This window comes from Pseudoduganella sp. jia 12 (genome assembly GCF_055502675.1).
The window spans coordinates 528,479-554,138 of the sequence record NZ_JBUXKP010000002.1; the positions used below are offsets into that span (position 1 = coordinate 528,479).

Annotated in this window: 20 protein-coding genes; 5 read left to right on the top strand and 15 right to left on the bottom strand. The window is 68.5% G+C overall.

Going from position 1 to position 25,660, the window contains the following annotated elements; genetic code table 11:
• Positions 1–2: 2 nt before the first annotated feature.
• The 10 genes from ACY65G_RS05250 to ACY65G_RS05295 form a co-directional block, all read right to left on the bottom strand.
• Complete coding sequence (locus ACY65G_RS05250) at positions 3–1,688, bottom strand: DUF1302 domain-containing protein (protein WP_464996299.1); 1,686 nt, start codon at positions 1,686–1,688, stop codon at positions 3–5.
• A 194-nt stretch (positions 1,689–1,882) separates the two neighbouring features.
• Positions 1,883–2,890: a cupin-like domain-containing protein gene (locus ACY65G_RS05255; RefSeq protein WP_464996300.1), complete on the bottom strand. Its 1,008-nt coding sequence runs from the start codon at positions 2,888–2,890 to the stop codon at positions 1,883–1,885.
• A 55-nt stretch (positions 2,891–2,945) separates the two neighbouring features.
• Positions 2,946–3,890, bottom strand: a complete 945-nt coding sequence (locus tag ACY65G_RS05260; protein WP_464996301.1) for an NAD-dependent epimerase/dehydratase family protein — start codon at positions 3,888–3,890, stop codon at positions 2,946–2,948.
• Between the two features lie 10 nt (positions 3,891–3,900).
• The gene (locus ACY65G_RS05265; RefSeq protein ID WP_464996302.1) at positions 3,901–4,890 is read right to left on the bottom strand and encodes a fumarylacetoacetate hydrolase family protein; all 990 of its coding nucleotides are present in this window, start codon (positions 4,888–4,890) and stop codon (positions 3,901–3,903) included.
• On the bottom strand, positions 4,887–5,471 hold the full coding sequence (locus ACY65G_RS05270) for a cupin domain-containing protein (RefSeq protein WP_464996303.1): 585 nt from the start codon (positions 5,469–5,471) through the stop codon (positions 4,887–4,889). Before ACY65G_RS05270 ends, ACY65G_RS05265 begins: the two co-directional genes overlap by 4 nt.
• 8 nt (positions 5,472–5,479) lie before the next feature.
• Positions 5,480–6,625 (bottom strand): FAD-dependent oxidoreductase, encoded by a 1,146-nt coding sequence (locus tag ACY65G_RS05275; RefSeq protein ID WP_464996304.1) that lies wholly within the window; start codon positions 6,623–6,625, stop codon positions 5,480–5,482.
• Positions 6,622–6,981, bottom strand: a complete 360-nt coding sequence (locus ACY65G_RS05280; protein ID WP_464996305.1) for a Rieske (2Fe-2S) protein — start codon at positions 6,979–6,981, stop codon at positions 6,622–6,624. The genes ACY65G_RS05275 and ACY65G_RS05280 overlap by 4 nt, the downstream gene beginning before the upstream one ends.
• A complete protein-coding gene (locus ACY65G_RS05285; RefSeq protein ID WP_464996306.1) occupies positions 6,981–7,928 on the bottom strand; it encodes a VOC family protein in 948 nt (315 codons plus the stop codon). Before ACY65G_RS05285 ends, ACY65G_RS05280 begins: the two co-directional genes overlap by 1 nt.
• Positions 7,929–8,006: 78 nt before the next feature.
• A complete protein-coding gene (locus tag ACY65G_RS05290; protein ID WP_464996307.1) occupies positions 8,007–9,188 on the bottom strand; it encodes an alpha/beta hydrolase family protein in 1,182 nt (393 codons plus the stop codon).
• A 140-nt stretch (positions 9,189–9,328) separates the two neighbouring features.
• Positions 9,329–10,231 carry a LysR family transcriptional regulator gene (locus ACY65G_RS05295; RefSeq protein ID WP_464996308.1) on the bottom strand — a complete coding sequence of 301 codons (903 nt, stop codon included), beginning with the start codon at positions 10,229–10,231 and terminating at the stop codon, positions 9,329–9,331.
• Positions 10,232–10,355: 124 nt separating this feature from the next.
• Here ACY65G_RS05295 and ACY65G_RS05300 point away from each other — a divergent pair, with 124 nt between their 5' ends.
• From ACY65G_RS05300 to ACY65G_RS05310, 3 genes are read left to right on the top strand one after another with little or no spacing between them, the layout of a single operon-like run.
• Positions 10,356–11,552, top strand: coding sequence for an ABC transporter substrate-binding protein (locus ACY65G_RS05300; RefSeq protein ID WP_464996309.1), 1,197 nt, complete (start codon positions 10,356–10,358; stop codon positions 11,550–11,552).
• Positions 11,553–11,565: 13 nt separating this feature from the next.
• Positions 11,566–12,615, top strand: coding sequence for a Rieske 2Fe-2S domain-containing protein (locus ACY65G_RS05305; RefSeq protein WP_464996310.1), 1,050 nt, complete (start codon positions 11,566–11,568; stop codon positions 12,613–12,615).
• A complete protein-coding gene (locus ACY65G_RS05310; protein WP_464996311.1) occupies positions 12,612–13,550 on the top strand; it encodes a PDR/VanB family oxidoreductase in 939 nt (312 codons plus the stop codon). The genes ACY65G_RS05305 and ACY65G_RS05310 overlap by 4 nt, the downstream gene beginning before the upstream one ends.
• Positions 13,551–13,581: 31 nt before the next feature.
• Here ACY65G_RS05310 and ACY65G_RS05315 read toward each other — a convergent pair whose 3' ends face one another.
• Complete coding sequence (locus tag ACY65G_RS05315) at positions 13,582–15,120, bottom strand: carboxylesterase/lipase family protein (protein ID WP_464996312.1); 1,539 nt, start codon at positions 15,118–15,120, stop codon at positions 13,582–13,584.
• Positions 15,121–15,292: 172 nt separating this feature from the next.
• Here ACY65G_RS05315 and ACY65G_RS05320 point away from each other — a divergent pair, with 172 nt between their 5' ends.
• Together ACY65G_RS05320 and ACY65G_RS05325 are read left to right on the top strand one after the other, a co-directional pair.
• Positions 15,293–16,426 (top strand): quercetin 2,3-dioxygenase, encoded by a 1,134-nt coding sequence (locus tag ACY65G_RS05320; RefSeq protein ID WP_464996313.1) that lies wholly within the window; start codon positions 15,293–15,295, stop codon positions 16,424–16,426.
• Positions 16,427–16,502: 76 nt separating this feature from the next.
• Entirely contained in the window at positions 16,503–17,108 is a 606-nt protein-coding gene (locus ACY65G_RS05325) for a TetR/AcrR family transcriptional regulator (protein WP_464996314.1), read from the top strand.
• 255 nt (positions 17,109–17,363) lie between these two features.
• Here the strand turns inward: ACY65G_RS05325 and ACY65G_RS05330 are convergent, their stop codons facing one another.
• The 4 genes from ACY65G_RS05330 to ACY65G_RS05345 form a co-directional block, all read right to left on the bottom strand.
• Positions 17,364–19,886 (bottom strand): glycoside hydrolase family 3 protein, encoded by a 2,523-nt coding sequence (locus ACY65G_RS05330; protein ID WP_464996315.1) that lies wholly within the window; start codon positions 19,884–19,886, stop codon positions 17,364–17,366.
• Positions 19,887–19,957: 71 nt separating this feature from the next.
• A complete protein-coding gene (locus tag ACY65G_RS05335) occupies positions 19,958–21,232 on the bottom strand; it encodes an MFS transporter (RefSeq protein ID WP_464996316.1) in 1,275 nt (424 codons plus the stop codon).
• Positions 21,229–22,896, bottom strand: coding sequence for an alpha-L-rhamnosidase-related protein (locus ACY65G_RS05340; protein WP_464996317.1), 1,668 nt, complete (start codon positions 22,894–22,896; stop codon positions 21,229–21,231). Before ACY65G_RS05340 ends, ACY65G_RS05335 begins: the two co-directional genes overlap by 4 nt.
• Positions 22,897–22,926: 30 nt before the next feature.
• Positions 22,927–25,614 carry a TonB-dependent receptor plug domain-containing protein gene (locus ACY65G_RS05345; RefSeq protein WP_464996318.1) on the bottom strand — a complete coding sequence of 896 codons (2,688 nt, stop codon included), beginning with the start codon at positions 25,612–25,614 and terminating at the stop codon, positions 22,927–22,929.
• Between the last annotated feature and the right edge of the window lie 46 nt (positions 25,615–25,660).

A 25,660-nucleotide genomic window follows, 5' to 3' on the forward strand; every position in this document is an offset into this window, starting at 1 on the left:
GTTCAGAATGTGCGGCGCACGGACAGCGAAATGAAATCGCGGTCCTTCATTGCCTGGCCGTAGGTGTAGGCCGTCTGCGGCAGCGTCCGCGCGGCATGCGTGACCACGGTCGGCGTATCCTCGCGGCCGAAGTAATGGGTATAGTTGAGCGACACGAACCAGGCGCTTTCATAGACGGCATTCAGACCAGCGCTGATGTCGCCGCCGCGCTGCACGCCGAAGCTGTTGCCCAGCGCGAGCGAGCGCCCCGCCGGCGCGTAGCCCAGCCCGATGGGCACGGACAGATCGAGCCCGCTGCCCACCTGGCGGTAGTTCGGTTCGTAGATCACGCGCATGGCGGTGGCTTCGCGGCGCGCGTTCGGATCGATCATCGAGGCGTTCTTCGTGATGCTGGTCACGCGGTTCCACGCGATCTCGCCCACCAGCGACGCTTCGCGCGCGATGAAGCTGGGGCCGAGCGAGGCCAGCACCGACACGTTCAGGTGCGCCGTGCGGCCGACCGGGTAGACGGGATTGCCGGCATTATCCGACGCGGCTGCCGGGCCGCCGAACGCGGCGGGCACGAGGCCGAACAGGTCCGCCGTGCCGGCATGGCACAACGGCGCGTTGTGGCGCACGGACGCCTCGGCCGCGAAGTTGAACTCGCCCAGCGTCGTCGTCGCGCTCGCGCCATAGGTGCGGATGCCTTCGTGGTAGTACAGCGAATAGGTGTGCAGCCCCGGCGCCAGCACCACCTGCGGCGTCTTGTCGTGGTAGCGCGCCGCGTAGAGGCCGAAGTCGATGCCAAGGCCTTCCGGGCTCCATTTCAGCTGCACGCCGCCCTGGCCCGAATTCTTCGCAAGGCGGTCGTGCGCGCGAGCCAGCGCCACCGGCCGGCCGGTCGCATCGACACCGGTGTATAGCTGCTCGCCGCCATCGTCGAGGAAATCGACGGTCGAGAAATAGCTGCCGGCGGCCGGCAGGCGGCTCTTCTCCCAGCGGTACTGGTAATACGCGCCGAGGCTGACGTTCGCGCCGGCCTGCACCTGCCCCGACACCTGGCCCACGGGCCGCAGCAGCTCCTTGAACTGGGTGCCCGGCACCGACAGGCCCTTGACCACGTCGATCGGTTGCTGGGCGCCGGCGATGCCGTTCATGCCGAAGAACAGCGTTTCGCCATACACCAGCGCGTGGCGGCCGGCCCGCACCGTGAACGGCATGTCGCCCAGCGTGCCCTTGGCGAACACGAACGCATCGAGCAGCTCGGCCTTCCGGCCATGCAGGTCGCGCGTGGCGCGCGTGAATTCGCCCGCGGGTACCGAAGCCGCGTTCCAGGCTGGCTGGAAACCGTTGTCGTTGGATCGGTTGTACACGCCGTCGTACCACGCGGCGCCACTGACACGCACGCCGAAGTTCCGGTAGGCGACGTCCAGCTCGGACAGCAGGTCGGCGCGGTTCGAGACGATGCCCTTGCCGAAATTGCGGTCGCCGTCATCCGTGTTGACCGTGTTTTCGCCGGGCGCGACCTGCACCGCGGACGGATGCTTCAAGCGGTATGCGGCGCTGTACTTGACCGTGTTGTCCCAGCGGATGGTCAGGTCGGGGACGGTGGTGGCGATTTCGGCGCCCTGCGCGCTACCCATGGCGGCAAGCGCCGTTGCGACGGCGGCGGCCATCGCGGGGGCAATGCGGGCTCTCGTTTGCTTCATGGTGTCTCCTTGGTTTTATCCGGGGCGCACGGCCCCGCCGCGCCGTCGTGGGCGCGTGGTCATGGTGTTGCGGGTGAAGGCGGTACGGGGAGTGGTCCCGGTATCCTGAAACCAGAATACCGGCCGGCGAGGTTGCCGGAAAATGGTTTATCGCGATTCGACGTATCGCGAAAACCGATGAAGCCTGCAGTCAGCTATCGGGGCTGCAATGGTGGCGCGGCGCGCAGCGAGGCATCGGACCGCACGGCAAACGGGATCGCCCTGGCCCAGCGGTTCGACGACAGCGAGAACGTCAGCGAGCGCACCTGGTGGTACCAGCCTGCAGGAACGTACAGCATGTCGCCGGGGTTGACGATGCATTCGATGACGGCAGCCTGCCGCGCGAGCGGGAACCGCCCGTAGTCCGGCGCCTCGGGATCGAACGGTGAACCGAACAGGATCGCGTTGGCCTCGTTCGGATACAGGAAGACATCGTGGTGCGGGGGCGCCAGCATGATCCGCTTGGTGCCCCAGACCTGCGCGAAGAGGTTGTCGTCGTAGTCGCAATGCAGCGGCGTCACCGTGCCGGCAGGGCCGAGCCAGAACCGTGGCGGCCCGATCTTGTCGAAGAAGGCGGGCCAGTGGCAAAGGCGATTGAGCTCGCGCATCTCGAGGTTGCCCAGGTAGGGCGGCAAGCCCGGCATGCCGGCGGCCACGAGGTCGAGATAGTCGAGCAGGCGCATGTCGCGCATGGCCCGGTCCGGCGCGAACGCCGTGTTGACGTAGTCGCCGACCCGCGCCCGGACGGGCAGGTGGCTGTAATGGTCGCGCAGCGTCTGCACCGTGAGCGCCGCCAGGGGCCACCGGTCGACGACACCCGTCATCACGAACGGCAGCCCCAGCGAAGCCCGCTCCCGGAACGCCGCCGGGCCGAGCGTGCCGAGGCGCGGTACTTCCGTGATGGCCGGCAGTGTGCGCGCGGCGGCCTTGATGGCTTCCCGCATCGCCGCGATGGACGTGACACCGCGCACCTGCGCATCCCTGCGCTCGCGGGCGTCCCGGTGGGCCGCCCGATCGGCGGCGGCGGCCTCCGATTCCTGCCGTGTGGGCGGCAGGCGCGAGGCGCCCCGCGCGTCCGGTTGTCCGCGCTCTTGCGTAGACTCTTGCGTAGACTCTTGCGTGAACTCCTGCATGAACGCCTGCTTGAACTCTTCTGCTGACATGGAACCTGCTGCTGCAATCGCTGTAATCCGTGATTGTAGCGCCAGCAGGCTCCGTTCACGCTTGCAGCGCCCTTCTAACCAGCCGATCGGCGTCACCGTCATGCACGAATCCGAGCTGGCCGGCGATGCCCGGCGCCTGGTGCGGCATGCGCCCGAACAGCCGTTCGATGCGCTCGTCCGGCTCCCAGTGGATGCCGGCCACCGCCTGCGCGCCGAACCTGCGCGCCAGCGCCGCCGTTACTTCTTTCACCGTCAGGCGTAGCACCGGCAAAGTGACGACCCGCGTTTCCGTCAGCAGCAAGGCATCGATCGCCGCGGCGTGCACGAGGTTGTCGACACAGCAGCCCAGCGACATCCACCAGCATGCCGCGGCCGGCGACACCGGGCAGGCATACCGCTCGCCGGCCTGCGCCGCGCGCAGGATCGCGCTCATGAACGCCGAGCCATGCCCCGCGGACAGGCCGGGCCGCGCAACGATGCCCGGCAGGCGCAGCGACACGCCATCGACGAGGCCGCGCCGTGCCAGGTCCGCCAGGACGATCTCGCCCACGAGCTTGTACGCGCCGTAGCTGGTGCCGGGCCGCGGTGGCGTCGTGTCGTCCACGGTATCCGGCAACGCGCCGCCATACACCGCGATGCTGCTGGCGAAAACGATCCGCGGCGCCCGCTCCTGCGCGGCGGCACGTTCGAACAGGGCCAGCGGGGCCACCAGGTTGACGCGGTAGCCCAGCGCGGAATCGCGTTCCGCTTCCGCACCCGGCACGCTGGCCAGGTGGAACAGCACGTCGACCGGTTCGTCGAACACCGCATCGAGCACCGTTTCGACGCCGAAGTCGCCGTGCAGGCGCCGCACTCTCGCGTCTTCCGGGGCGTCGGGGAAATGCCGGTCGACCAGCGTCAGGCGGGTGATGGCCGGCAGACCCGGCAAACCGCCCGCCGCGATGCGCCGCGCCAGCGCGGCGCCGACGAAGCCGCCGGCGCCCGTGATCACGATATGCATGCCATTCCCTTCATGGCGCGGCAGGCGGGCGCACCACGCGCTGGTCGATGGTGCCGAACGGGGCGTCGCCCTGCCCGTTGCGCGCCGTCATGCACACGCGGTCGCCGAAACGCATGAATTCGGTGCGCGGCTCGCCATGGTCGATGATCTCGATCACGCGGCGCTCCGCGATGCAGGCCGAACCGGCGGCGCGGCTTTCGTTGGACACGGTCCCGGAACCGATCACGGTACCCGCGGAGAGACGCCGCGTGCGCGCCGCATGGGCGATCAGCTGCCCGAAACCGTAGTTCATCTCCGCGCCATTGGGGTTGCCGAACCATGCGCCGTTCCATTGCACGTGCAGGTCCAGCTTCACGCGCCCGTCATGCCACGCGTCGCCCAGTTCATCGGGGGTGACGGCAACCGGCGCGAAGCTGGTCGATGGCTTGCACTGCAGGAAGCCGAAGCCCGTCTTCATCTCGCGCGGCCCCAGCTTGCGCAGGCTCCAGTCGTTGACCTGCACCAGCAGGCGCACCCGGGCCAGCGCTTCCGCGGCACTGGCGCCCATCGGCACCGTCCCGGTGATGACGCCGAATTCGCCCTCGAAATCGATGCCCAGGCTTTCGTCCGGCAGCGGCACGTCGTCGCAAGGGCCGAGGAAATCGTCCGAGGCGCCCTGGTACATCACGGGAATCGTGTCGAAGTCGGGAATCGGCTCCGTGTTGAACGCCCGCTCCATCAGCCGGCCGTGGTTCAGGAACGCCGAGGCGTCGCACCACTGCCACGTCCGCGGCAGCGGCGCGGCACACGCGGCCGGGTCGAACGGAAAACCGTCCTCAGCGCGGCCGTCATTCACGCTTTCATACAGCGCCTGCAGCGGCGCCGCCACGTCCTCCCACCGCTCGACGGCGTCAAGCAGGCTGGCGGCAATGCCACCGGCATCCACGGCGCGCGACAGGTCGCGGGACACGACGACCAGCCGTCCATCCGGGCGATCCGATTTCAGTGTGGCGAGTTTCATGGCTTCTCCTCGCGCGCCGCCAGGGCGGCACGCACTTCGGGTTCGTATTGTCCGTCCAGCAGCACGAACAGCATGCGGCACATGGCGCCGGAACGGTTGGCCCACGCATGGTTGGTGCCGCGCTGGACGACGATGTCGCCCTGCGCCAGCGGCACTTCGCTGTCGTCCAGCACCAGGGTCATCGCGCCTTCCAGCACGATGCCGTAGTCGACGGACTCGGTACGGTGCATCAGCGGGTGCGGCGAATGCGCGTTGACGGTCGAGGCGACGGCATCGCCGATCTGCGTAAACGCTTCCTTCATGCTTGCCGCACCGTGCGCCAGGAACGCTTCGGTATCGGGCGGGATGTCGACGATGCGGATGCGCGAGCCGTGGCGCGGCGGGGGCAGGACGAGCGGGCCGCCGGTCGGATCGGCACTATTGCCGACCGGAGCCGGCGTGGCGGCCGTCGACCAGATTTCATGGAAGACGGTGCCGGGGATCTTCTCGATGGGCACCACGGTGGGCAGCGGGCCGGCCGAGCTGACGATCGCCTTGCCGGCGGCGTCGTGGCCGGTGACGATGCGGCGGACAGGTTTCATGGTGCCCCTCATATTGCCTGGCCGAGCGCGACCAGCGTATCGCGCATGATGCGGCCGTGTTCGGCCTTGTCGCCGCCGGCGATCTCGATCTCGCCCAGCCGGCCCGAATTCTCGACGACCATGCGGCAGCGCTCCCAGCGCCGTTCCTCGAACGCGGCAAGCGCCGCGTCCACGCTGGCGGCGCGCTCCAGCTCTCCAGCCAGCACGATGGCATCCTCGATGCCGATGCAGGCGCCGGACGCCATGTGCGGCGTGGTGGCATGCACGGTGTCGCCGATCAGCACGATCCGGCCGCGGTGCCACGGGCGCGGCAGCAGCAAGCCTTCCAGCGGCCGGTAGATGATCGCGGAGCGCTCGTCGAGCTGGTTCCGGATGGCCTGCAATGCGGGAACGTCGAACGGCGCCAGCAGCTCGCGCAGCATCGGCAGGAAACGCGCCGGGTCGATGTGGGTGCGCTCGGCACGGTCTTCCGTCACGTACAGGTACATCTCGGTATCGGAAACGGGGGCGACACCCGCCTTGATCTTCGGTCCCAGCCACATCATCGCGTGGTCGATGGACGCCTGGCGCGGCAGCACGGCCCGCCACACGCCCTGTCCCGTGTACTTCGGCGCCGGCGCTTCCGGGAACAGCGCGGCGCGCATCGTCGAATACAGGCCATCGGCGCCGATCACCAGGTCGTAGCGGCCGGTGTCGCCATCGGTAAAGAGCACGTCCACGCCGCCGTCATCCTGCGCGAACGAGGCGAACGTGCAGCCGAGGCGCACCCGCGTGCCGGAGGCGCGCGTGGCATCGGCGAGGATTGCCGCCAGTTCGGGGCGCATGATGGCGCCGCCGCCCGGCACGTCCGGCCCGGCCAGGCGGGGCGTCGGCAAGGTGGCGAGGTGGTGGCCGGTGGAGGTATGCAGGTCGACATTGTCATGCGCCGAACCGCGGCGCACGAATTCGTCGAGGACGCCCAGCGTGCGGAAAGCGCGCAGCGTGGCGCCGCCCAGGCTGATGCCCGCACCGTACGAGCGCCAGCCCGCATCGATTTCGACGAGGTCGACGGCAATGCCGCGTTTCCTCAGTTCGATGGCGGCGGCCATGCCGGAAAAGCCGCCGCCGACGATCAGCACGCGCTGCACGGCAGCGTTCCTTGCGGTTGTGGTCATGTTGGTCTCCTTCCGCCTTGTGGCGGCATGTGGATATTGTTATCGGGTGTCAGCGCCAGCGCGACGGGCTGCAGCCCCTGCCCCAGGCAGGGGCCGAGCGTGCAGATGCCGCTGGCGATGTCGAACTGCGCACCGTGGGCCGCGCACACGATGCGCGTACCGTCGGCGTTCAGGTAGGCATCCTTGCGCCATGCCAAAGGGGTCGTTCCATAGTGCGGACATGCGTCGCGCCAGCCATGCACGCGCGCGCCCTGCCGTACCACCAGCACCGTGTCGCGTCCCTCGCCATGCGGATCGAAGCCGCGCGATGCGCCGTCCGGAATCTCCTCCAGCCGGCACAGAAACACGGCGTCCATCAGTGGCGTTCAGCGGCGCCGGCGGCGCCGGGTGGCGGGCCGCCCGGCGCCCAGTTGTCCCGCTTTTCGAACAGGAACAGCTGCGACGCATCGGCACCGGCCGGCGCGGCGCGGGCGGTCCACTGATCGTCGTGCAGGTCCATGTCCGCGTCGTACTCGACGTGGCAGCCGAGCGGGCTGTTGAAGTACCAGAACCAGTTCGAGCCCATCTTGTGGCGCCCCGGTCCCCAGAACGACTGGTAACCCTTGTTCACGAAGCGAGAACCGGCCTGCATCACTTCCGTCGGGCCGCCCATGTGGAACGTGAAGTGCTCGATGCCTTTCATGAACGGCGGCGTCTGGATCAGGAACAGCGTGTGGTGGTCCAGGGTGCCCGCCGGCCGCAGGAACGGGCCCGCGCCCACGAGGCGGTCCGTGCAGGCGAAGCCGAGCCGCTCCACATAGAAGCGCTCCGCCCGCTCCACGTCCGGCACGAAGTAGACGACGTGCGACAGCGTGCGCGGCAGCGCGGGGGCGCTTTCGTCCACGGCAACGACGTTCGGCTGGCGTTGCGCGGGCGCGCCCGGTGCGTTGATGGTCTCGGCAGGCATGTCGAGCGGGCGGCGCACCGTGACCTGGAAGCCGAGCACGAAGCCCATGTCGTCGACCGCTTCGATGCCGCCATCCGGCAGGCGTTTCACTTCGCGGTCGCGGCCCAGTTCCTCCGCAATGGCGCCCAGCGCCGCTTCGTCCGCCACGCCATAGATGGTCTTGCGCAGCATGCTGGCCGTGCCCATTGCCGGCGGCAGGCCCGCGTCGTCCTTGTGCGCCAGCACGATCGCCGTGCCATCGAGTGCCTCGAAGCGGCCGTTGCCGGCCGGGTGCAGGCCGTAGTCGGCGAGATACTGCGCGCAGGCGGCGAGATCGTCCACGCCGAAGACCAGCGCGTCGGGTCCGATGATGTTCATGATGTCTCCTGTATGTTCGTGAGCCCGGCGTCCGGCACCATGTCCCTCTCGGGAAATGATGTCGGACACCGGTTTTACTTAGATGGCCACCCGTCCGCCCAGCGTTTCCGCGACCCAGTCGGCGATGTACGCGCCGGCGTTGGCCGAGTTGTCGAAGCTCGAATGCTGCACGCCGCCCTCGCGGTCCGTGAAGATCTTCAGCTCACGGCCGGGGCTGTTTACGAGCTGGTCGTAGGTGCGCTGTGCCCAGTGCAGCGGGATCTGCGAATCCTTTTCGCCATGCGTGACGAGGAACGGCACGGTGATGCGGTCCAGCACACCGTCCAGGTGCACGGTTTCCGCGATGCGCATGAAGTCGTCCATGTCCTTCGCGCCCCAGACCCAGCGCACGTGCTCCCAGTAATGGGGAACCGGGAAGCTGCCTTCCTTCGCCAGCCGTTTCTTCTGCACGTCGCGCCAGTCATGGTTGGCGCCCCACACCACGCCGCAGGCGAAGCGTGGCTCGAACGCCACCGCGCGCGGGCAGTAGTAGCCGCCCAGCGAGACGCCTTCCAGGCCGATGCGCTTCGGGTCGACGTCGCTGCGGCGTTCCGGTGCCGATTCGAGCCAGTCGACGACCTTCGAGGCCCAGCGCTCGCTGTCGTACACCGCCGTCATGCCATGCAGGCGCAGCGCCTCGCCGGTGCCCGGCTGGTCGATCACGAGCGAGGACACGCCGCGCTGCGCGAGCCAGCGCGGCAGGCCGACGCGGTACTTCATCTCCTTCGTCGAATCGAGGCCGTTGACCTGCACGAGGACCGGCGCGGGTCCTGTCACACCCTCGGCACGGATATAGAGCCCGGCGATGTGCCCATCGCCCGCATCTCCATAGGGGATTTCCACGCGCTCGCAGTTCTCGCCGGCCAGCCGGATGCCGCGCGCGAACACGTCGAGGAAGCGCTTGTAGAGCTCCGTGCGGCCCGGCGCGCCATGCGCCTGCAGGCGCTCCGCGGTCAGGTAGTAGGTGGCGGCACGGCCGTACTTGTCGCCGGCGGAGATGAGACGGCCGCGCCGCTCGTCTTCCTCGGCAAGGCCGCACAGCTTGTCCGCCATGTTCGACCAGGTGGCGCGGAATGCGCGGGTGCCCTCCGCGTCGGGCTGGCGCGCGGCTTCCTGCAGCGGCGCGCACATTTCTTCGATCTCGCCGATCCTGGCACCCATCTCGATGGCCAGGTCGACCGACAGGTTCCACACATAGTTGGTCGGGAAGTACTTGAACATGCTGTGATCCTTCTTCTCATGGTGTCGTCCGGCGCAACCGCGCCGGGTTTGTCAGCAATATAGAGAAGTGTCGGCATGCCGGAAAATGGATTATTTCCATGGCAGCCATCGACAGGATCGATACCTCGCCCGGCGGTGGCTCAGGTACTGCCGAAGAGTTCGACGAGCAGCGCGCGCAGCCAGGTGCTGGCACCATCCTTGTGGTATTTGCGGTGCCAGTGCTGTTTCAGGTCGAATGGCGGAATGTCCAGCGGCGGCTCCAGCAGCCGGATGTCCGCCAGTTTCGCGAACGATTCCCCGACCGCCCGCGGCACCGTCACCACCAGGTCGCTCGACGCGATCAGGAACGGGATCGACATGAAGTGCGGCGTCGACAGCACCACCCTCCTCTCGATCTTCTGCCGTGCCAGGAACTGTTCGAATACTTCCTGGCTGCGCCCTTCCGCCTTGATCACGGCGTGCCCCATCTTCAGGAATGCCTCCAGCGTCAGCCGCCGCGCGCGGTAGGGGTGACCCTGCCGCAACAGGCAGGTGAAATCGTGCGAGAACAGGCGCTGCTGGAACAGGTTGCGGTGGTGCAGGTCGGGAAAGTAGCCGACCGCCAGGTCCACGTCGCCGCTTTCCAGCGCGCGCGCCAGCTCGCCGGGCGGCATGGTGACGGAGCTGATGGCCGCGTCGGGCGCGTCGCGCTGCAGGCGATCGAGCAGCTTGGGCAGGAACGTCATCTCGCCGATGTCGGACAGCGCCAGCGTGAAGCGCCGGCGCGTGGTGGCGGGGTCGAAATCGCGGCGCGCCAGCACATCCGTCTCCAGCCGCTGCAGGATGTCGCGGGTGGGCGCGATCAGGTCGAGCGCGCGCGGCGTGGGCTGCATGCCCTGCGTGGTGCGCACGAACAGCGGGTCGCCCAGCGCCGCGCGCAGCTTGTTCAGCGCCACGCTGACGGCCGGCTGGCTCATGCCCAGGCGGCGCGCCGCGCCGCTCACGCTCTTTTCCTCGAACACCGCCAGTGCCACGGGCAGCAGGTTCATGTCGAAAGCCTTCACGCACGCCCCCTATTACGATTCCGAATTCAGATTATGCAATAAATTCCATTTTCAGATACCGCGGATTGCGTGATCATCGTTCCACGACGGGCCGGTCCAGGCCCGCATCCACAAGGAGACGATCTTGCGCAACCTGATACCCGGCAGCGCCCGGCTTGCCTTTGCCCTTGCCTTTACCCCGGCTTTTTCCCCGGCTTTTTCCCCCATCGCATCCGCCGCGGAACCCGTGCGCATCGGCGTCATCACATCCCTCTCCGGTCCAGCCGCGCACAGCGGCGCGCAGATGAAAGCGGGCATCGATACGTGGCTGCGGCTGAACGGCGCCACGGCCGGTGGCCGCAGGATCGAGGTGCTGTACCGCGACGACACGGGCCCGCAGGCCGACGTGGCCAAGCGGCTTGCCACGGAACTGGTCAGCCGCGACAAGGCCGACATCCTCGCCGGCTTCGTCTTCACGCCGAACGCCATGGCCGCCGCCAGCGTGGCCGACCGGGCGAAGCGCCCGCTCGTGGTGATGAACGCCGCCGCTTCCGGCATCACGAAGCGTTCGCCGTACGTGACCCGCACGTCTTACACGATCGCGCAATCGGTGGTACCGCTGGCACGCTGGGCGCACAAGACCGGTTCGCGCAGGGTGTATTCGATCGTGGCGGACTACGCTCCCGGCCTCGATGGCGAGGAATGGTTCGACCGCACGTTCAAGGCGGCGGGCGGCACGATCGTCGGCGCCGTGCGCACGCCGCTGGCCACCGTCGACTACGGCGCCTACGTGCAGCGCATCAAGGATGCCAGGCCGGATGCCGTGCATGTGTTCCTGCCGAACGGCCAGCCGATGGTGTCGTTCATGAAGGCGTGGCACGAGAAAGGGCTCGGCAAGGCCGGTATCCGTTTCCTCGGTGGCGAAGGCTGGGCCGACCAGGATGTACTGGCGCAGGGCGGCGAAGGCCTGGCGGGCATCTACACGGCGGGCTTCTACGCCTGGTCGCGCCCCGGCGCGGACAATGCCCGGTTCCGCGAGGGCTTCGCGAAGACCGTGGGCGGCCGGTTCGAACCGAATTTCCTCGCGGCTTCCGCCTACGACGGCATGGCATTGATCGCCGCCACGCTGGCGAAGACCGGCGGCAAGGCAGACGGCCCCGCCTTCATGCAGGCCGTGAAAGGCTACAGCGCAGCCAGCCCGCGCGGCACGGTCACGATCGACGCCGCCACCAACGACATCGTGCAGACGATCTATATCCGCCGCATCGACAAGGGCGCCGGCGGTTTCGTTGCCAATGAAATCGACCGCTATGACGCGGTCAGCGATCCCGTCAAAAACTAAAAGGAGACCCACCATGACCTATCCACTGGACCGCTGGTACGTTGCCGGCTTCGACTGGGAAGTGACCGACGCGCCGCTCGGCCGCACCTTCCTCGACCGCCCCGTCGTGCTGTTCCGCGACGGCGCCGGCCAGGTAGCGGCGCTGGAAGACCGCTGCTGCCACCGCGCCCTGCCCCTTTCCTGCGGCCGCGTCGAGGATGGCGCGCTGCGCTGCGGCTACCACGGCCTGCTGTTCGCGGCGGATGGCCAGTGCATCGACGTGCCGGGCCAGGGCAAAATTCCCGCCAAGGCGCGCGTGGCGCCGTATCCGGTCGCCGTCGTCGACAGCGTCATCTGGATCTGGATGGCACGGGAAGCTGGCGGCCAGCCGGACCGCGAGCCGCCGCGCGTGCCCGCCCACGCGGATCCCCGCTACCGGTTCAAGGGCGGAACTTTCCACTACCAGGCGCCCTACCAGCTGATCCACGACAACCTGCTGGACCTGAGCCACGTGGGCTACGTGCACACGAAAACCATCGGCGGCAATGCCCGCGTGCACATGGAAGCGCCAACGAACGTGGCCGCCGATGGCGAACATGTGCGGGTGGTGCGCAAGATGATGGCATCGGCGCCGCCCGCCACCTATACGGCGGCCTGGCCATTCGAAGGTGCCGTCGACCGCTGGCAGGAGATCGATTTCCACGTGAGCCACCTGCAGATCTTCACGGGTGCCGTCGATGCCGGTGCCGAGCCGATCGAGCATCCTGGCCGGGGCGGCTTCCACATGCGCGGTTTCCACGGCATCACGCCCGAGACCGCGACCACGTCGCACTATTTCTGGACGATGGCTGCATCGAGCCCGCCGGGCGGGCCGGACAACCTGGAAACGGTGTACCGGCAGACGGCCGACACGTTCGAGGAAGACCGCGTGATCATCGAGGCGCAGTGGCGCAACATGCAGCGCTTCGGCCAGCCGCCGATGGTGGATATCCACGTGGACGCCGGGGCCAACCGGGCAAGGCGCGTCATCGCGCTGCTGAACGAACAGAATGCGCAAGACACGCGCGAAAGTGCCACGCGATGAAAGCCGTCATTTGCGGCATCGCGGACACCACGTCCGAGGTCAGGATCATCGAACTGGCGGCCGCCGACGGCGGCCCGCTGCCGCCCTACGACCCCGGCGCCCACCTGGACGTGATGCTGCCCGGCGGGATCACGCGGCAGTATTCGCTGTGCTGCGCCATGCCGTCGCCGTCGCGCTACCGGATCGCGGTCAAGCGCGAGCCGCAGTCGCGCGGCGGCTCCGCATGGCTGCACGACGTGGCTCGCGTGGGATCGGTCGTGGAGATCGGCGCGCCGCGCAACGCGTTCGCACTGGCGCCGGCGGCGCAGGCGCACCTGCTGTTTGCCGGCGGCATCGGCATCACGCCGGTGTTGTCGATGGCCCATGCGCTGGCACGGCGCGGCATACCCTTCCGGCTGGCCGTCTTTGCGCGGTCGCCGGCGCTGGTGCCGTTTGCCGGCGAGCTGGAATCGGCGCCGCTGGCGCCGTTCACCAGCGTGTACTGCGCGCTGGATGCGGACGGCACCGGCGCCAGGATCGACGCGCTGCTCGACGCCGCGACGCATGGCACGCACGCGTATGCCTGCGGACCGGCGCCGTTCATGGCGGCCGTGACCGAACGGGTCGTTGCCCGGTTCGGGCCGGAGCGCGTGCACACGGAGTCGTTCGGCGCGGTGACGCCGGCGGCCGGCGACCGGCCGTTCGTGCTGCGCCTGCTCCGGAGCGGCCGCGAAATCGCGGTGCCGGCCGACCGGACCGCCCTGGCCTGCCTGCAGGAGGCCGGAGTCGACATCGCGTCGTCATGCGAAGTCGGCGTCTGCGGCACGTGCGTCACCGGCGTGTGCGAAGGCGAAGCGGAGCATCGCGACAGCTATCTCACCACCGCCGAGCGGGCAAGCTGCTTCCTGCCATGCGTGTCGCGGGCGGTGACGCCGGTGCTGGCGCTCGACCTTTGAACCGGGGGCGCAGACAGTTCACCCTGCGTGTTCAGTTGATGTGCCACGCCCTCGGCTGGTCCAGCCGGATCAGCCTTTCCCCGGCAGGGTCCGGGCCCACCGTGAAGCCGTCATCGCCGATCAGCAGCAGGCGGCGCTGCCCATCGTAGCGCGGCCACGCCGGCGCGCCCTGCGCCGACGGCACGCCGGTCCTGGCAAAGCTCGTCCACAAGTAGCCCATCCGGCGCGATACTTCATCGGCCTGCGCGCCGCTGCCCGCCGGCAGCGTGCCGAACACGTATGGCAGGTCTGCCGTGTGGACGGCGCCTTCGCCGAGCGCCCGCGCCGCGGGTGCGACGTGGTCGAACAGGTATTGGTACACGCTGCCGCCCGGCTCGCCCGCCACCTTGCTCGCGGCACTGGCCACCGCGCGGGTTCCGATACCCGCAAAAAGATCGCCGGCCACCTGCCGCGACACCCACGCTTCATCGCGCGCCCCGGCTGGATCGACCAGCGCGCGGATGGCGGGCCAGCCGGTACCGAACAGCTTCGGGACGCGTTCGTGGAACGCCGGCGGGAAGAATCCCGCTTCGTCGCTGTTCCTGCCGATCAGCAGGTCGACGCCGCTGCCCGCGCCACGCTCGAAGCTCTCGCGCAGCCGGTACGGAACGACGCGGCCATCGACGAACGGCATCGTGTCCGCACGCCGGTCTGTCATCGCGAGTAACTCTTCGGCCGGCAATGCGCGCAGCCGCGCGAGGCCGGCGGCGCTGCCCGATGCGTCGGCGTCCGTCGCTCGCCTGGCCATGGCCAGGCCGATCGCATCGGCGCCCGCCACGCCCGGCTCATCCAGGTCCAGCGCGCCGGATTGCACGATCGCCCGCCTGAACAGGCCCTTCGCCAGCGGCGACGCCGCGAGATACAGCGCGGAGGCGCCGCCGGCGGATTCGCCGAACACCGTGACGTTGCGCGGGTTGCCGCCGAACGCGGCGATATTTGCGCGCACCCAGCGCAGCGCGGCGATCTGGTCCAGCAAGCCGAAATTGCCGGTCGGCTCGCTTGCCGCTTCGTCGCGCAGCGCCGGCAGGCTGAACGTGCCGAGCGGTCCGACCCTGTAGTTGATCGTGACGAGGATGACGCCACGCCGGGCCAGCGCGGCGCCGTCATACAGCGGCAGCGCACCGCCGCCGCCGCGGAACGCGCCGCCATGGATCCACACCATCACCGGCAACGGCGCAGCGCCACGGTCTGCCGGACGCCACACGTTCAGGTACAGGCAATCCTCGCGCATGTCCGCCTGTGCGATACCGGCTTCCACGTTGCCGGTGCGCGGCTGCACGCATACGGGCGACGTGTCGGTGGCGAGCCGCGTGCCTCGCCAGGCCGTTGGTGGCCGTGGCGCGCGCCAGCGCAAGGCGCCCGTCGGCGCTACCGCAAACGGCACCCGGCCGAAGAATTGCACCGCCTGCATTTCCCTGCCCTGCAATACACCTTCGCCAGTCGTTACCCGGGGTGCCGCCTGCGCCAACCCCGCGCACAGCGCGGCAAGCGCCCATGCCGGGCGGCTGCGGAAGAAGAATCCACATGTCATATCGCATTCCTTAAATGTACCAATAAGCGTACCAATAAGTACAGTTTAAGGCAAGGACACGAAATTTCCCATCCATCGATCCCCATTTTTTTAGAGTACTTCCAATGATTGCAAATCGCCGGCACCTGTTCTAAACTGTACTAATCGGTACACTTTAAAAACAGGATCAACCATGTCTTCCACGCTTCGTAACACCATTGTCGCCGCCGTGCTTGCCGCCACCTGGGCCCTTGCCGCCGCCGCGGACCACCAGCCGCCACGCGACTTCTCGGACATCCAGCGCGTCGAACTGCGCAACGAACTGCCGGGCCGCGCCATTCCCTTCTATATCAAGGCCGACGAGGGCGAGCGCCACCTCGTGGCCGGCATGGCCATGGCCGTGATGGCGCGCGGCCAGGATACCGCAGGGCTGTACGAGGTCATGACCTGGACCGGCGGCAAAGGGGCGGGCCTGCCGCTCCACGCGTTCGCCACGTCGCACCAGGCGCTGTACGTGATGGATGGCCAGCTCGAGCTTTGGCTCGGCAACGCGCACTGGCTGATGAACAAGGGCGACTATGCAAGCATTCCGCCCGGCGTGACGTTCGCGTTCACGATGCGCTCCCACCGCACCAAGGTGCTGAACTGGGCGACCGGTTCGACGAGCGCCGCGCTGATGGCCGGACTGGGTACGCCATACGCCGGTCACGTGCAGCCCGAAACGACCGCCGCCCCGCCGGCTGCGGCGGCATTGGCGGCATCGCAGGAAAATGGCGAATCGCGTGGTGAACTTCGCTGGGCCGGCTTCCCGCGGCGGACGAAGGCGCTGCCTGTCACCAACGCGACCCTGCCGGCCACGGTGGTGCCCTATGTGCTTGCCGCTGGCGAAGGCGAGCGGTTCGTCGCAGGAGACCAGGTGTTCACCTACCTGGGCAACGTCAATGGCAGCGCGGGCAAGTTCCTGGCCGTGATGACGGAAGGCCCGGCGGGCGAGATGATCCCGCCGCACTTCCATGCCTTGCACACCGAAGTGTTCTTTCCGCTCGAGGGCACGCTGAACATGATCGGCAACAGCCAGAAGCTGGTGGCCGAGCCGGGCGACATCATGCATATTCCGGCAGGCACGATCCACGCATACCAGATGAACAAGCACTACACGAAGTTCATCGGCTTCCTCACGCCGGGCGTGTTCGACGATTTCTTGCGCACCATCGGCGACCCGTACCAGCCGCACGTGTTCCCGCAGAAGCCCGGCCCGCTGCGCTTCGACCGCATCCTCGGCAAGATCGACGAGCTCGACCTTTACCTGATGGGCAAGCCCCAGTAACGAGGAAGCTTTTACGCTACCGGACCGGAGGCGATTGCGGCATACTGTGCGACCTGCAACGGCTTGTCACGTATCCATGAGAACAAAATCGGACGAGCGGCGCCACCACATCCTCCAGGTGGCCGCCGCGACCTTCAGCGAACTCGGTTTCGAGAGCACCACCATGTCCGAGATCGTCTCGCGCATCGGCGGCTCCAAGTCCACGATCTACAGCTATTTCCCGTCCAAGGACGTGCTGGCCCAGGCGGTGCTGGCGCACACCGCCGAGATCCGCCTGCAGCAGGCGTTCCAGGAGCTGGACACGCAGCGGCCGCTGCGCGACATGCTGCGCCAGTTCGGTCGCGCCTACCTGGTGCAGCTGCTGGCGCCGGAGATGCTGTCGGCCGTGCGCATGGCCCAGCAGCACACGCACCGCACGGAACACGGCAAGCAGTTCTACGAAGCCGGGCCGCGCACCGGCTGGACCATCATGCAGAAATTCATCGAACACCACGCGCAGGCCGGCACGATCGTGCCGTGCGACGGCTGGGTGGCGGCCATGCACCTGAAAGGACTGCTGCAGGGCGAGCTGCTGGAGCGGGCCATGTTCGGCGAACAGATCACCGCGGTCCGTTCCATCCACGCGGTGTCCGACCGGGCCATCGACGTATTCCTCCGGGCGTACGGCACGCCTGCCGGCTGACACCATCGCACCGCCGGCGCGCCTTATGGTGCGCTTCGTGGCCGCCTTCTGCCCGCCCTTGCTGCCGATCCGCCACGAACCCGGAAGTCGCGGGAGGCCCCTCATCTTTCGGTTAGTTGCATATTTTCGGGAAATTTTGTCTGGCGGCGAACCTGGAAGTGCCGGCGCCGAATGCCGGCCTTCCTGGCACCCGGCGCCGGCAAGCCCCCCGCAAGGCCGCAGCGGCGATGTCCTGCCGCCCCGGCATCGGGCTCGTTACCTGGACGACGACAACTGCACGTCCTGCCGCTGCGCGATCTCCGCGGCATTGAACCCCACCCCCAGCGACACCTTGCCGGCCGGCGTCGCCCACCTGTTTCCCTTCTCGTCCCAGTAGGACAGCAGGCGCCGCTCGACGGGGATCGTCACCACCTGCTCGCCGCCCGCCGGCAACTGCACGCGGGCGAAGCCCACCAGTTTCACGGCCGGTGTCTCCACCGGTGCAGGCAGCGCGCCGCTGTACACCTGCACCACCGTCGAACCGGCCCGTGCGCCCGTGTTCTTGACGCGCACCGACACCGTGGCCGCCGTCTCGCCCTGCCCCGGCCGCACGCCCAGGTTGTCCAGGCTGAACGACGAATACGACAGGCCGTAACCGAACGGGAACAACGGCTTCTGGCCATGCTTGTGCAGGTAGCGGTAGCCGACGAACACGCCTTCGTCGTAGCGCACGGTGCCCCCGCCGCGGTAAGGCCGCGGCCCCTGGCCTTCATCGGCCGGGAACGACACGGGCAGCCGGCCGCCGGGGTCCGCATCGCCGAACAGCACGCTGGCGATCGCCGTGCCGGCCGCGGCGCCCGGATACCACATCTGCACCACGCCTTTGACACGCGGCAGCCAGGGCATTTTCACGGCGCCGCCCGTGTTCAGCACCACCACCGTATTCGGATTCGCGGCGGCCACGGCTTCGACGAGCGCATCCTGGTCGGCCGGCAGCGCGTAATCGTCGCGGTCCATCTCCTCGCCCGTCACCTGGTTGACGAACACCACGGCCACATCGGACTTCTTCGCCAGCGCCACGGCATCCGGGATCATCGATGCGCCCTGCCAGCCCAGCTGGATGCGCGGCCCCGTGAATGCGCCGCGCGACGAATACGCCACTTCGATGCGCACCTTGCGGCCCTTCTCGAGCTGCACCACGCCGTGCAGCGGATACGTAAACGGGCCCGAGCCGGGGAATCCTTCGGCCGTGGACCGCGCACCATCGATGACGGCGTTGCCGTCGACCGTGACCTTCACCGCGCCGCTGACGGAAGCCGCGAGCCGGACCGGCCCATCCTTGTCCGGCGTGTACTCCGTCACCCATTTCGCCGACCACTTCGCCGGCATTGCCATCGACGGCTTGCCCTTGATGTCGATGTCTTTCACCGTGTCCTCGCCCAGCGGGGCGCCGGTATGGTCCTCGGTGCCGAAGTACCGCACGTGCCAGCCCGGCTTGCCGTCCGGCGCCACCAGCGCCACCGGCGGCGCGAAAATGCCGCCATCGGCGGACATCGGCGGCAGCACCACGTCGCCCAGCGAACCCTGCGCATGGGCCACCTTCGCGGCCGTGCCGGCCTTTGCCGCGATGGCTTCGAGCGGCGTGACGAACTGGCCGGGGTCGACGAAGGTCGACCACATCACACCGGTCACGGCTTCCTTGCCGGCCGGGCCGATGACGGCGATCCGCCCGGTGCGCCGCAACGGCAGCACATTGCCCTCGTTCTTCAGCAGCACGGTACCGGCTTGCGCCACCTTCACGGCCAGCGCCTGGTGTTCGGGCGTGGTGACCACGGCGGCGGGCGTGTCGGTGACGGGCCGGTCGAACGTGCCCGTCGAGAACAGCGCCCACAGCATGCGGCGCGCGGCCTCGTCGAGCCGGGCCTGCGAAATGCGGCCATCCCGGAATCCTTCCGCCTTGCGCAGCACCGGTTGCAGCGACCATGAATCGATGCCGGCATTGAACTGGGCGATGCCGTCGGCGCCGCCCATGAAGTCCGTGGCCATGTACCCGTCGAAGCCCTGGCGCTTGATCAGCGACAGCAGGCGCGCATTCTCCAGCATGAAGGTGCCGTTCACCTTCGGGTAGGAACCCATCAGCGAACCGATCCTCGCCCGCTCCACCAGGTAATTGAACGGCAGGTTGTAGACCTCGTGCAGCGCACGCGCCCCGACTTCCACATTCATCGTCAGCCGTTCGCGCTCCGTGTGATAAACCGTGTAGTGCTTCGCCATCGCGATCACGTGTTCGCCCTGCATGCCGGCGGCCACTTCGGAGCCCAGCACGGCGTTCACCAGCGGGTCTTCGCCGAACGATTCCGTCAGGCGGCCGGAAAGGCCGTCGCGCGCCACGTCCACCGTGGGGCCGAGGATCACGTTCCAGCCCTTGCCGCGCGCTTCCACGGCGATCGCCTTGCCGTATTCGCGTGCCAGCGCCGCGTCGAACGTGGCGCCCAGCTGCAGCGGCACGGGGAATGCGGTCACGCCCTTGTCGCCCCGCAGGCCCGCCGACGCATCCACGCGGGTCAGCGGCGGCACGCCGAGCGGCGCCAGCGGCGCATACTCGGCCGGGTCGACGGCGCTGACCAGGGCCACCTTCTGCTCGAAGCTCATGGCTTTCAGCAACTGGCCGGCGCGCACCTGCGCCGTTTGCGTGGCATCGCGCCACGGCTGTGCGGCCGGTTCGGCATGTGCCAGGCCCGCCATGGCCAGGCCCACGTGCAGTGCCACGCCGCGGCGCAGCAGATTCAGTTTCGTCATCTCGTCTCTCTTGTCATAAAAAATCGGTGACCGGCACCTGGTATCTGGGAAACCACATTGCGGGAAAACCTTCACTGCAGCGCGGCCACGGGCAGCCTGCGAATATACAGCCACCCCAGCGCCGTGGTGAAGCTGACGGCCACGGTGAGGGTGACGAACAGCACGGTCGGGCCGCTCTGGATGAGCAGCGGCGTGCCCAGCGCGGCGACGGCGGCCAGCATGCGGGTGAAGAACGTGGTGGCGCCCTGCGCCGTCGAGCGCAGCAGCGTGGGGAACAGTTCCTGGCTCCACACCTTCCACATCGATTCGCCGGCAAACGCGCCGCCGATGCCCTGCAGGATCTGCCACGCGGCCAGCGACACCACGTTCACGCCGAAGACGATCGGCATCAGCTGCCCGGCCACGGCCAGCACGCCGCCGAGCACGAACCACGTCATCCGCGACGGCAGGTCGACGGTGCGCATGAACAGCACGGCACTGGCGAACGAGATCACCAGTTGCGCGGTATTCACCAGCCCCGCCGTGGACACGGACGTACGGGCCACCTCCGTGTACAGCAGCGTGCCGAACTGCCCGCCCGTGTTGGCAGCCAGGTTGAACACGCCATAGAACAAGGCCAGGGCGACGAACGGGCCGATGAAGCGACGCTCGAACAGCTGCCGCATTCCTCCCGCGTCGATACTGCCCGCGTCCATGCCCGCCTGCTCCCTGCGTGCGTCGGCATCGGCCCGCGCCCGCGTCCACTCGCCCGATTCCGGCAGCGTGGCCCGCAGCGCGAGCACCAGCAGCGCGGCCAGCAGCACATGTGTCCACATGAGCCGCCCGCCCAGCGTTCCCAGCCCCCCCACGATGATCTGCAGCACGAACGTGGTACCGATCGCCGCCATCCACAGCACGTGCGAAAAGGCGATCAGCCGGCCCTTGAAGCCGGGCGGCGCTTCCTCGGCGATCATCGCCATCGACACCGGCAGGTCGGCGCCGATGCAGAAGCCCACGACGACCGTGCCCGCATACAGCACCGCCAGGGTCGGCGCGAACGCCAGCATGGCGGTGCCGAGCGCGAGCCCGACCATCGTGGTGGTGAACACGCGGCGCCGCCCGAACCGGTCGCCCAGCCGGCCGCCGACGAGCGCGCCGATGGCGAACAGCGCCGTCAGCACGGCGGACAGGCGGCCGATCTGCATCAGTGTGAGGCCGAAATGGTCCTTGTACAGCACCAGCGCGCCGCCGCTGGTGATGATCGCGGCGGCATCCAGGTAGGATGCCATGCCGGCCAGGATCGCCACGCGCCACGCGGAGCGCGGCAGGTCCCGCAGGCGCGGCACGGCTATCGTCTCGACCTTCATGCGCCCTCCTCCTGCGATGGCGAATCCGGCGCCACGCCCGGTGGCCGGCCCAGTCCGCGCGCTCGGAACAGCCATGTGGGCGAACAGCTCCAGGCGTGGCAATAGCTGTTGGCATGGACGTCGCCATACGGCGAAGCCAGCGGATCGGCGGGATCGAACGTCTCCCAGAACGTGTCGGCGCCGGCATCGAGCATGCCGCCCCAATACGATTTCACGAGCGCCAGCGCCTCGTCCTCCATGCCGCAGGCCAGCATGGCCTCGACGAGGTAATGCCAGGCATAGGGCGTGATGGGCCGTACTGCGGCCGGGTCGGCCATGGCGTTGCGCAAGGCTGCCTGCGCGATGTCCACCGATTCGGGAATCCCGGCCAGCACGATCCAGGCCTGGGCCGCGCACGACACCTGCTGCGCCGGCCCGCTGGTGTACACGCCCCGCCCCGCGTCGAACAGCTGGCCGCGCGCGGCGGCCGCCATGGCGTCGATGAGCGGGCCATAATGATCGACCTCGCCCCCGCAGTCGAGCATGTCGGCCAGCGCCAGCATGCGCCGCAGCGCGAACACGATGACGGCGTGCGTCGCGGCGCTCTTGTCCAGGCCGAAGGCCCAGTCGATGAAGCACCATGTTTCGCCCGTGTCATGGAACATCAGCGTATCGTCGAGCCGCGCCAGCAGGCAGTCGACCTGCCGGCGCGCCACCGGCCACAGCTCGCGCCCGCAGGCCGTGTCGCCGGTCGCCGCCACGTATTCCTGCAGGGTCACGCAGAACAGCGCCGCGTAGTCGAGCGTCGTCGTGTCGCCGTAGGTGGGTACGGGCCGCTCGTAGACGCAGCCGTTCACCAGGCCGTCCGAGCGCGGCAGCCCGGCAAACAGGTACAGGCAGCGCTTGACGACGTCGTCGGCACGCAGCGTCACGTAACCGGCCAGCGCCTGCAGCCGCAGGTCGCCCACCCACAGCCGCCGGTCGCGGCGCGGGCCATCCTCGAACACCGTCTGCAGGCAGTCGCGCAAGGTGCGCTGCGCAACCAGGTCGACCTGGCGGATCCATGCCGGGTACGCGTCCGGCAACGGTGCGGGTTCACGCCGTGCCGACGTGACGGCGTGCGCCGTCATCGCCTCGAAACGCACGCCGAAGCGGCGCGACGCGGCCAGCACTTCCACCTTCACGTAGCGGAACGCGTGCCGGCGCGGCAGCCTCACGGCGGCCGGCAGGTCGTCGATCGTGACGGTTTCCTCCGGCAGCCATGCCGCGCTGATCCAGCCCGAATACGGGTACAGCGGCTCGGCCACGTCGGTCGGCACTTCGCCGAACGTGAACCGCAGGCGGATCGGGCTGTCCGCCACACTGCCCACGGGCACGGCGCAAAACGACAGGTAGCCCGTCAGGTGCTCGCCGAAGTCGACGATGAAGGCGGCGCCCCCGGCCCAGTCGCGCCGTGCCAGGTCGGCGCCTTCGGCGAACGGCCGCATCGCATGGCGCAACGCAAGGTCGGGCCGCCGTTCCGTCGCCACCAGCGCGACGGGCAGGATGGCACGCTCGTTCAGCACCGGCATCAGCGCCTGCGCCGTGCGCAGGAATGCCGCCACCGGTTCCCCGGCCGGCAGGTTGATTCGCCGCGCCTCCTCCGCCGCGTTGGCCTGGGCGATCTGTTCCGGACTTGGTTTCATTGCTCTCCTTGTTGTCACGTGAAACGGTGCCTACCAGCGCTTGGTCAGGCTGACGGACACCACGCGGCCCAGCGGGTTCGCCGTATTGCCGTCGAAGCCGAGGATCGAGCCGCCCGTATGGAACACCGGCGGATCGCGGTCGAACAGGTTCGTCACGTCGATGGCCAGCGTGGTGTTGTCGAGCAGGCCGCGGTCCTTGAAGTTCCATGCGAAGTGGCCATCGACCGTGTTGAAGCTGGACACGCGCTGCACCGGCGATACCCCCGTGTTGCGGAACGTGCCCACGTGGTTCGCGAACAGCGCCGCGCTGAAGTCGCCGCGCACGAGGCCGGCCTGCAGCCGTACCTTGTTGCGCACCGCGTAGTTCGTGTCCAGCAGCTCGATGGTGTCCGCCACGCCCGGCACGTGCTGGTCGAACGTCATCATGTGGCTGCCGGACAGGCCGAACTTCCACTGGCCCAAGGCGTTTTTCAACAGGTACTCGACGTTGTAGTCGATGCCCTGGATCTTTTCGTCCGCGAAGTTCTGGCGGCGCAGGTCGTACACGGCATGCGGCAGGCCCACGTCCGGGTAGACGAGACCGTCGTGGCGCATGCCGGCCAGCAGCGGCTCGACGATCGCGCGCCAGTCCGCGTCGCTCGCGCCGGCCGGGCGCAGGATGCGGTAAGGCGCATAGGCATCGATCGGGTTGGTCAGCACCCCGAAGGTGGGGAACGTGATCACGTCCTTGTAGTCGATGCGGAAGTACGTGAGGCCCACCTTGAAGCCGCCGAGCAGTTCCGGACCCAGGTCGAGGCCCAGGTTGTATGTGTTGGCCTTTTCCGGTTTCAGGTTGTTGCCGCCGGCGAGCCACACGGCGTAGTCGGACGGCGCCGCATTCGCGCAGCCGATGTGCTGGGCGGGATTGCAGTCGGCGCGGATGACGCGCGTATCGATCGCCGTCGGCGCGTCGGCCAGGCTCGGCGCGTGGAACGAGCGGCCGGCACTGAAGCGCACCTTGACGCCATCGGCCACCGTCCAGTTGGCGCCCACTTTCGGGTTCGTCGTGCTGCCCACGTCGCTGTACTTGTCCCAGCGCGCGGCCACCGACACGTCCAGCTTGCGCACGCCCGGCAGCGCATTGGCCTCGCCCACGACCGGGAAGTACAGCTCGCCGAATACGGAATCGTCGTCGCGGGTGCCTTTCGACGTGTAGGGCGCCGACGTGAAGTCGCCGCCCACCGGACCGGCGGACGTCAAGCCTTCCATTTCCTCGCGCCGCGTGCCGGCACCCAGTGCCGCCCGCGCCTTGCCGCCGCCCATCGCGAACAGCGGCCCGTCGAGCTTCACCTGCGCTTCCTTCAGCGTATGCCGGGCGTTGTAGCGGGTGACGAAGTTGCCGATCTGCGCCAGCAACCCGGCGCTTGTCTGCGCGCCGATGCCGGTCGGGTTGAACGTGCCGTTGGCCGCGCTGGAGATCGCCAGCGCCTGGTGGATCCCGAAATTGTTGACGTCGTCCTTTTCGATGCCGTAGTTGAACTCCACCTTGGCGCTCCACTCGTTCGGCAACTGCACGTTGGCGCCCGCCACCAGGCTGCGCGTGCTGGTGGTGATGCGGTTCGTGAAGGCGCCGAAGTCCGCTTCGGGGTTGTACGTGACCGTCTGAGACGCGCCACCCGCGGCGCCGGCCAGCGGCAGGTAGAACGGGCTCGTCGACGGCACGGTCAGCGCCAGGCCGCCGCTGGTAACGCCGCCGCCGGCCACGCGCGAATCGAGCGTGCGGCCCGAGTACAGGAAGCTCGAATACAGTTCGACCGACTCGCCGACATCCTGGCGCACGCTGAAATAGGCCTGGTCGCGGCGCTGCGCCGGATACAGGTCGTTGCGCCGGTTGCTTTCGCAGCGCACCGGGTCGCCCGGCACGAGTGCCCCGGCTCCGGTGATCGGATAATTGACGCCGCCCACGCTGGCGGTGCCCGGCGTGCAGTTCGACGAGCGCGTATCCGGCCCGCCCCAGCGGCGCTGGTCGGCCACCGCGTAGGAACGCCCGAAGCCGTCCAGTGCCGAGTTTTCCGACCGTTCGATGGCGGCCAGCACGTGGCCGCCGTCCCACTTGTGGCCCACGAGATGGCTGAAATTCTTCGTGCGGTAGCCGTCGGCGCTGCCGAAACGCGCCTTGGTTTCCGCGCCGTCGAAGCTCTTGCGGGGCACGAAGTTGATGACGCCGGCCACGGCGTCGGAGCCGTAGATGGCCGAGCCGCCGTCGGCCATCACTTCCACCCGCTCCAGGATGGACGTGGGAATCGAGCCTGCGTCCGGCGCGGTCTGGTTGATGCCGGCGCCCGGCAGGCGGTGGCCGTCGAGCAGGACGAGCGTCAGGCCGGCGCCGCCATTGCCCACGCCGATGCCGTGGATTGCCGGCTGGTCGACGAAGTTGGCCTGGTTCTGGCCGTTGTTGATACCCGAGGCGCCGAAGTTGTTCATCTCCGGCACGGAGCGCAGCAGCTCGGTGGACGTCGTGGCGCCGGTGGCGGCGATGTCTTCGCGGCGGATCGTCGTCACGTCCGAACCCACGGCGGCAACGCCGCGGATGCTGGTGCCGGTGACGGTCACCACGTTTTCCGGTTGCACGGCCTGCTGGGCCGACGCCCCCTGGCACAAGCTCGCCAGGGCGCAGATCGCCAGCGCGATGCGGGTCTTGCGCCCTGCCGGTTGGCGGCGGGATGGTTGTAGCTGCATTGCCTGTCTCCTGTCATTGGTATGGTTGGTGCTCTGAGTGAAGGCG

What these genes read in the sequence shown, in the direction of transcription:
- ACY65G_RS05250 (WP_464996299.1), bottom strand. Translation starts at nt 1,688, where the DNA reads ATGAAGCAAACGAGAGCCCGCATTGCCCCCGCGATGGCCGCCGCCGTC.
- ACY65G_RS05255 (WP_464996300.1), bottom strand. Translation starts at nt 2,890, where the DNA reads ATGTCAGCAGAAGAGTTCAAGCAGGCGTTCATGCAGGAGTTCACGCAA.
- ACY65G_RS05260 (WP_464996301.1), bottom strand. Translation starts at nt 3,890, where the DNA reads ATGCATATCGTGATCACGGGCGCCGGCGGCTTCGTCGGCGCCGCGCTG.
- ACY65G_RS05265 (WP_464996302.1), bottom strand. Translation starts at nt 4,890, where the DNA reads ATGAAACTCGCCACACTGAAATCGGATCGCCCGGATGGACGGCTGGTC.
- ACY65G_RS05270 (WP_464996303.1), bottom strand. Translation starts at nt 5,471, where the DNA reads ATGAAACCTGTCCGCCGCATCGTCACCGGCCACGACGCCGCCGGCAAG.
- ACY65G_RS05275 (WP_464996304.1), bottom strand. Translation starts at nt 6,625, where the DNA reads ATGACCACAACCGCAAGGAACGCTGCCGTGCAGCGCGTGCTGATCGTC.
- ACY65G_RS05280 (WP_464996305.1), bottom strand. Translation starts at nt 6,981, where the DNA reads ATGGACGCCGTGTTTCTGTGCCGGCTGGAGGAGATTCCGGACGGCGCA.
- ACY65G_RS05285 (WP_464996306.1), bottom strand. Translation starts at nt 7,928, where the DNA reads ATGAACATCATCGGACCCGACGCGCTGGTCTTCGGCGTGGACGATCTC.
- ACY65G_RS05290 (WP_464996307.1), bottom strand. Translation starts at nt 9,188, where the DNA reads ATGTTCAAGTACTTCCCGACCAACTATGTGTGGAACCTGTCGGTCGAC.
- ACY65G_RS05305 (WP_464996310.1), top strand. Translation starts at nt 11,566, where the DNA reads ATGACCTATCCACTGGACCGCTGGTACGTTGCCGGCTTCGACTGGGAA.
- ACY65G_RS05310 (WP_464996311.1), top strand. Translation starts at nt 12,612, where the DNA reads ATGAAAGCCGTCATTTGCGGCATCGCGGACACCACGTCCGAGGTCAGG.
- ACY65G_RS05315 (WP_464996312.1), bottom strand. Translation starts at nt 15,120, where the DNA reads ATGACATGTGGATTCTTCTTCCGCAGCCGCCCGGCATGGGCGCTTGCC.
- ACY65G_RS05320 (WP_464996313.1), top strand. Translation starts at nt 15,293, where the DNA reads ATGTCTTCCACGCTTCGTAACACCATTGTCGCCGCCGTGCTTGCCGCC.
- ACY65G_RS05325 (WP_464996314.1), top strand. Translation starts at nt 16,503, where the DNA reads ATGAGAACAAAATCGGACGAGCGGCGCCACCACATCCTCCAGGTGGCC.
- ACY65G_RS05330 (WP_464996315.1), bottom strand. Translation starts at nt 19,886, where the DNA reads ATGACGAAACTGAATCTGCTGCGCCGCGGCGTGGCACTGCACGTGGGC.
- ACY65G_RS05335 (WP_464996316.1), bottom strand. Translation starts at nt 21,232, where the DNA reads ATGAAGGTCGAGACGATAGCCGTGCCGCGCCTGCGGGACCTGCCGCGC.
- ACY65G_RS05340 (WP_464996317.1), bottom strand. Translation starts at nt 22,896, where the DNA reads ATGAAACCAAGTCCGGAACAGATCGCCCAGGCCAACGCGGCGGAGGAG.
- ACY65G_RS05345 (WP_464996318.1), bottom strand. Translation starts at nt 25,614, where the DNA reads ATGCAGCTACAACCATCCCGCCGCCAACCGGCAGGGCGCAAGACCCGC.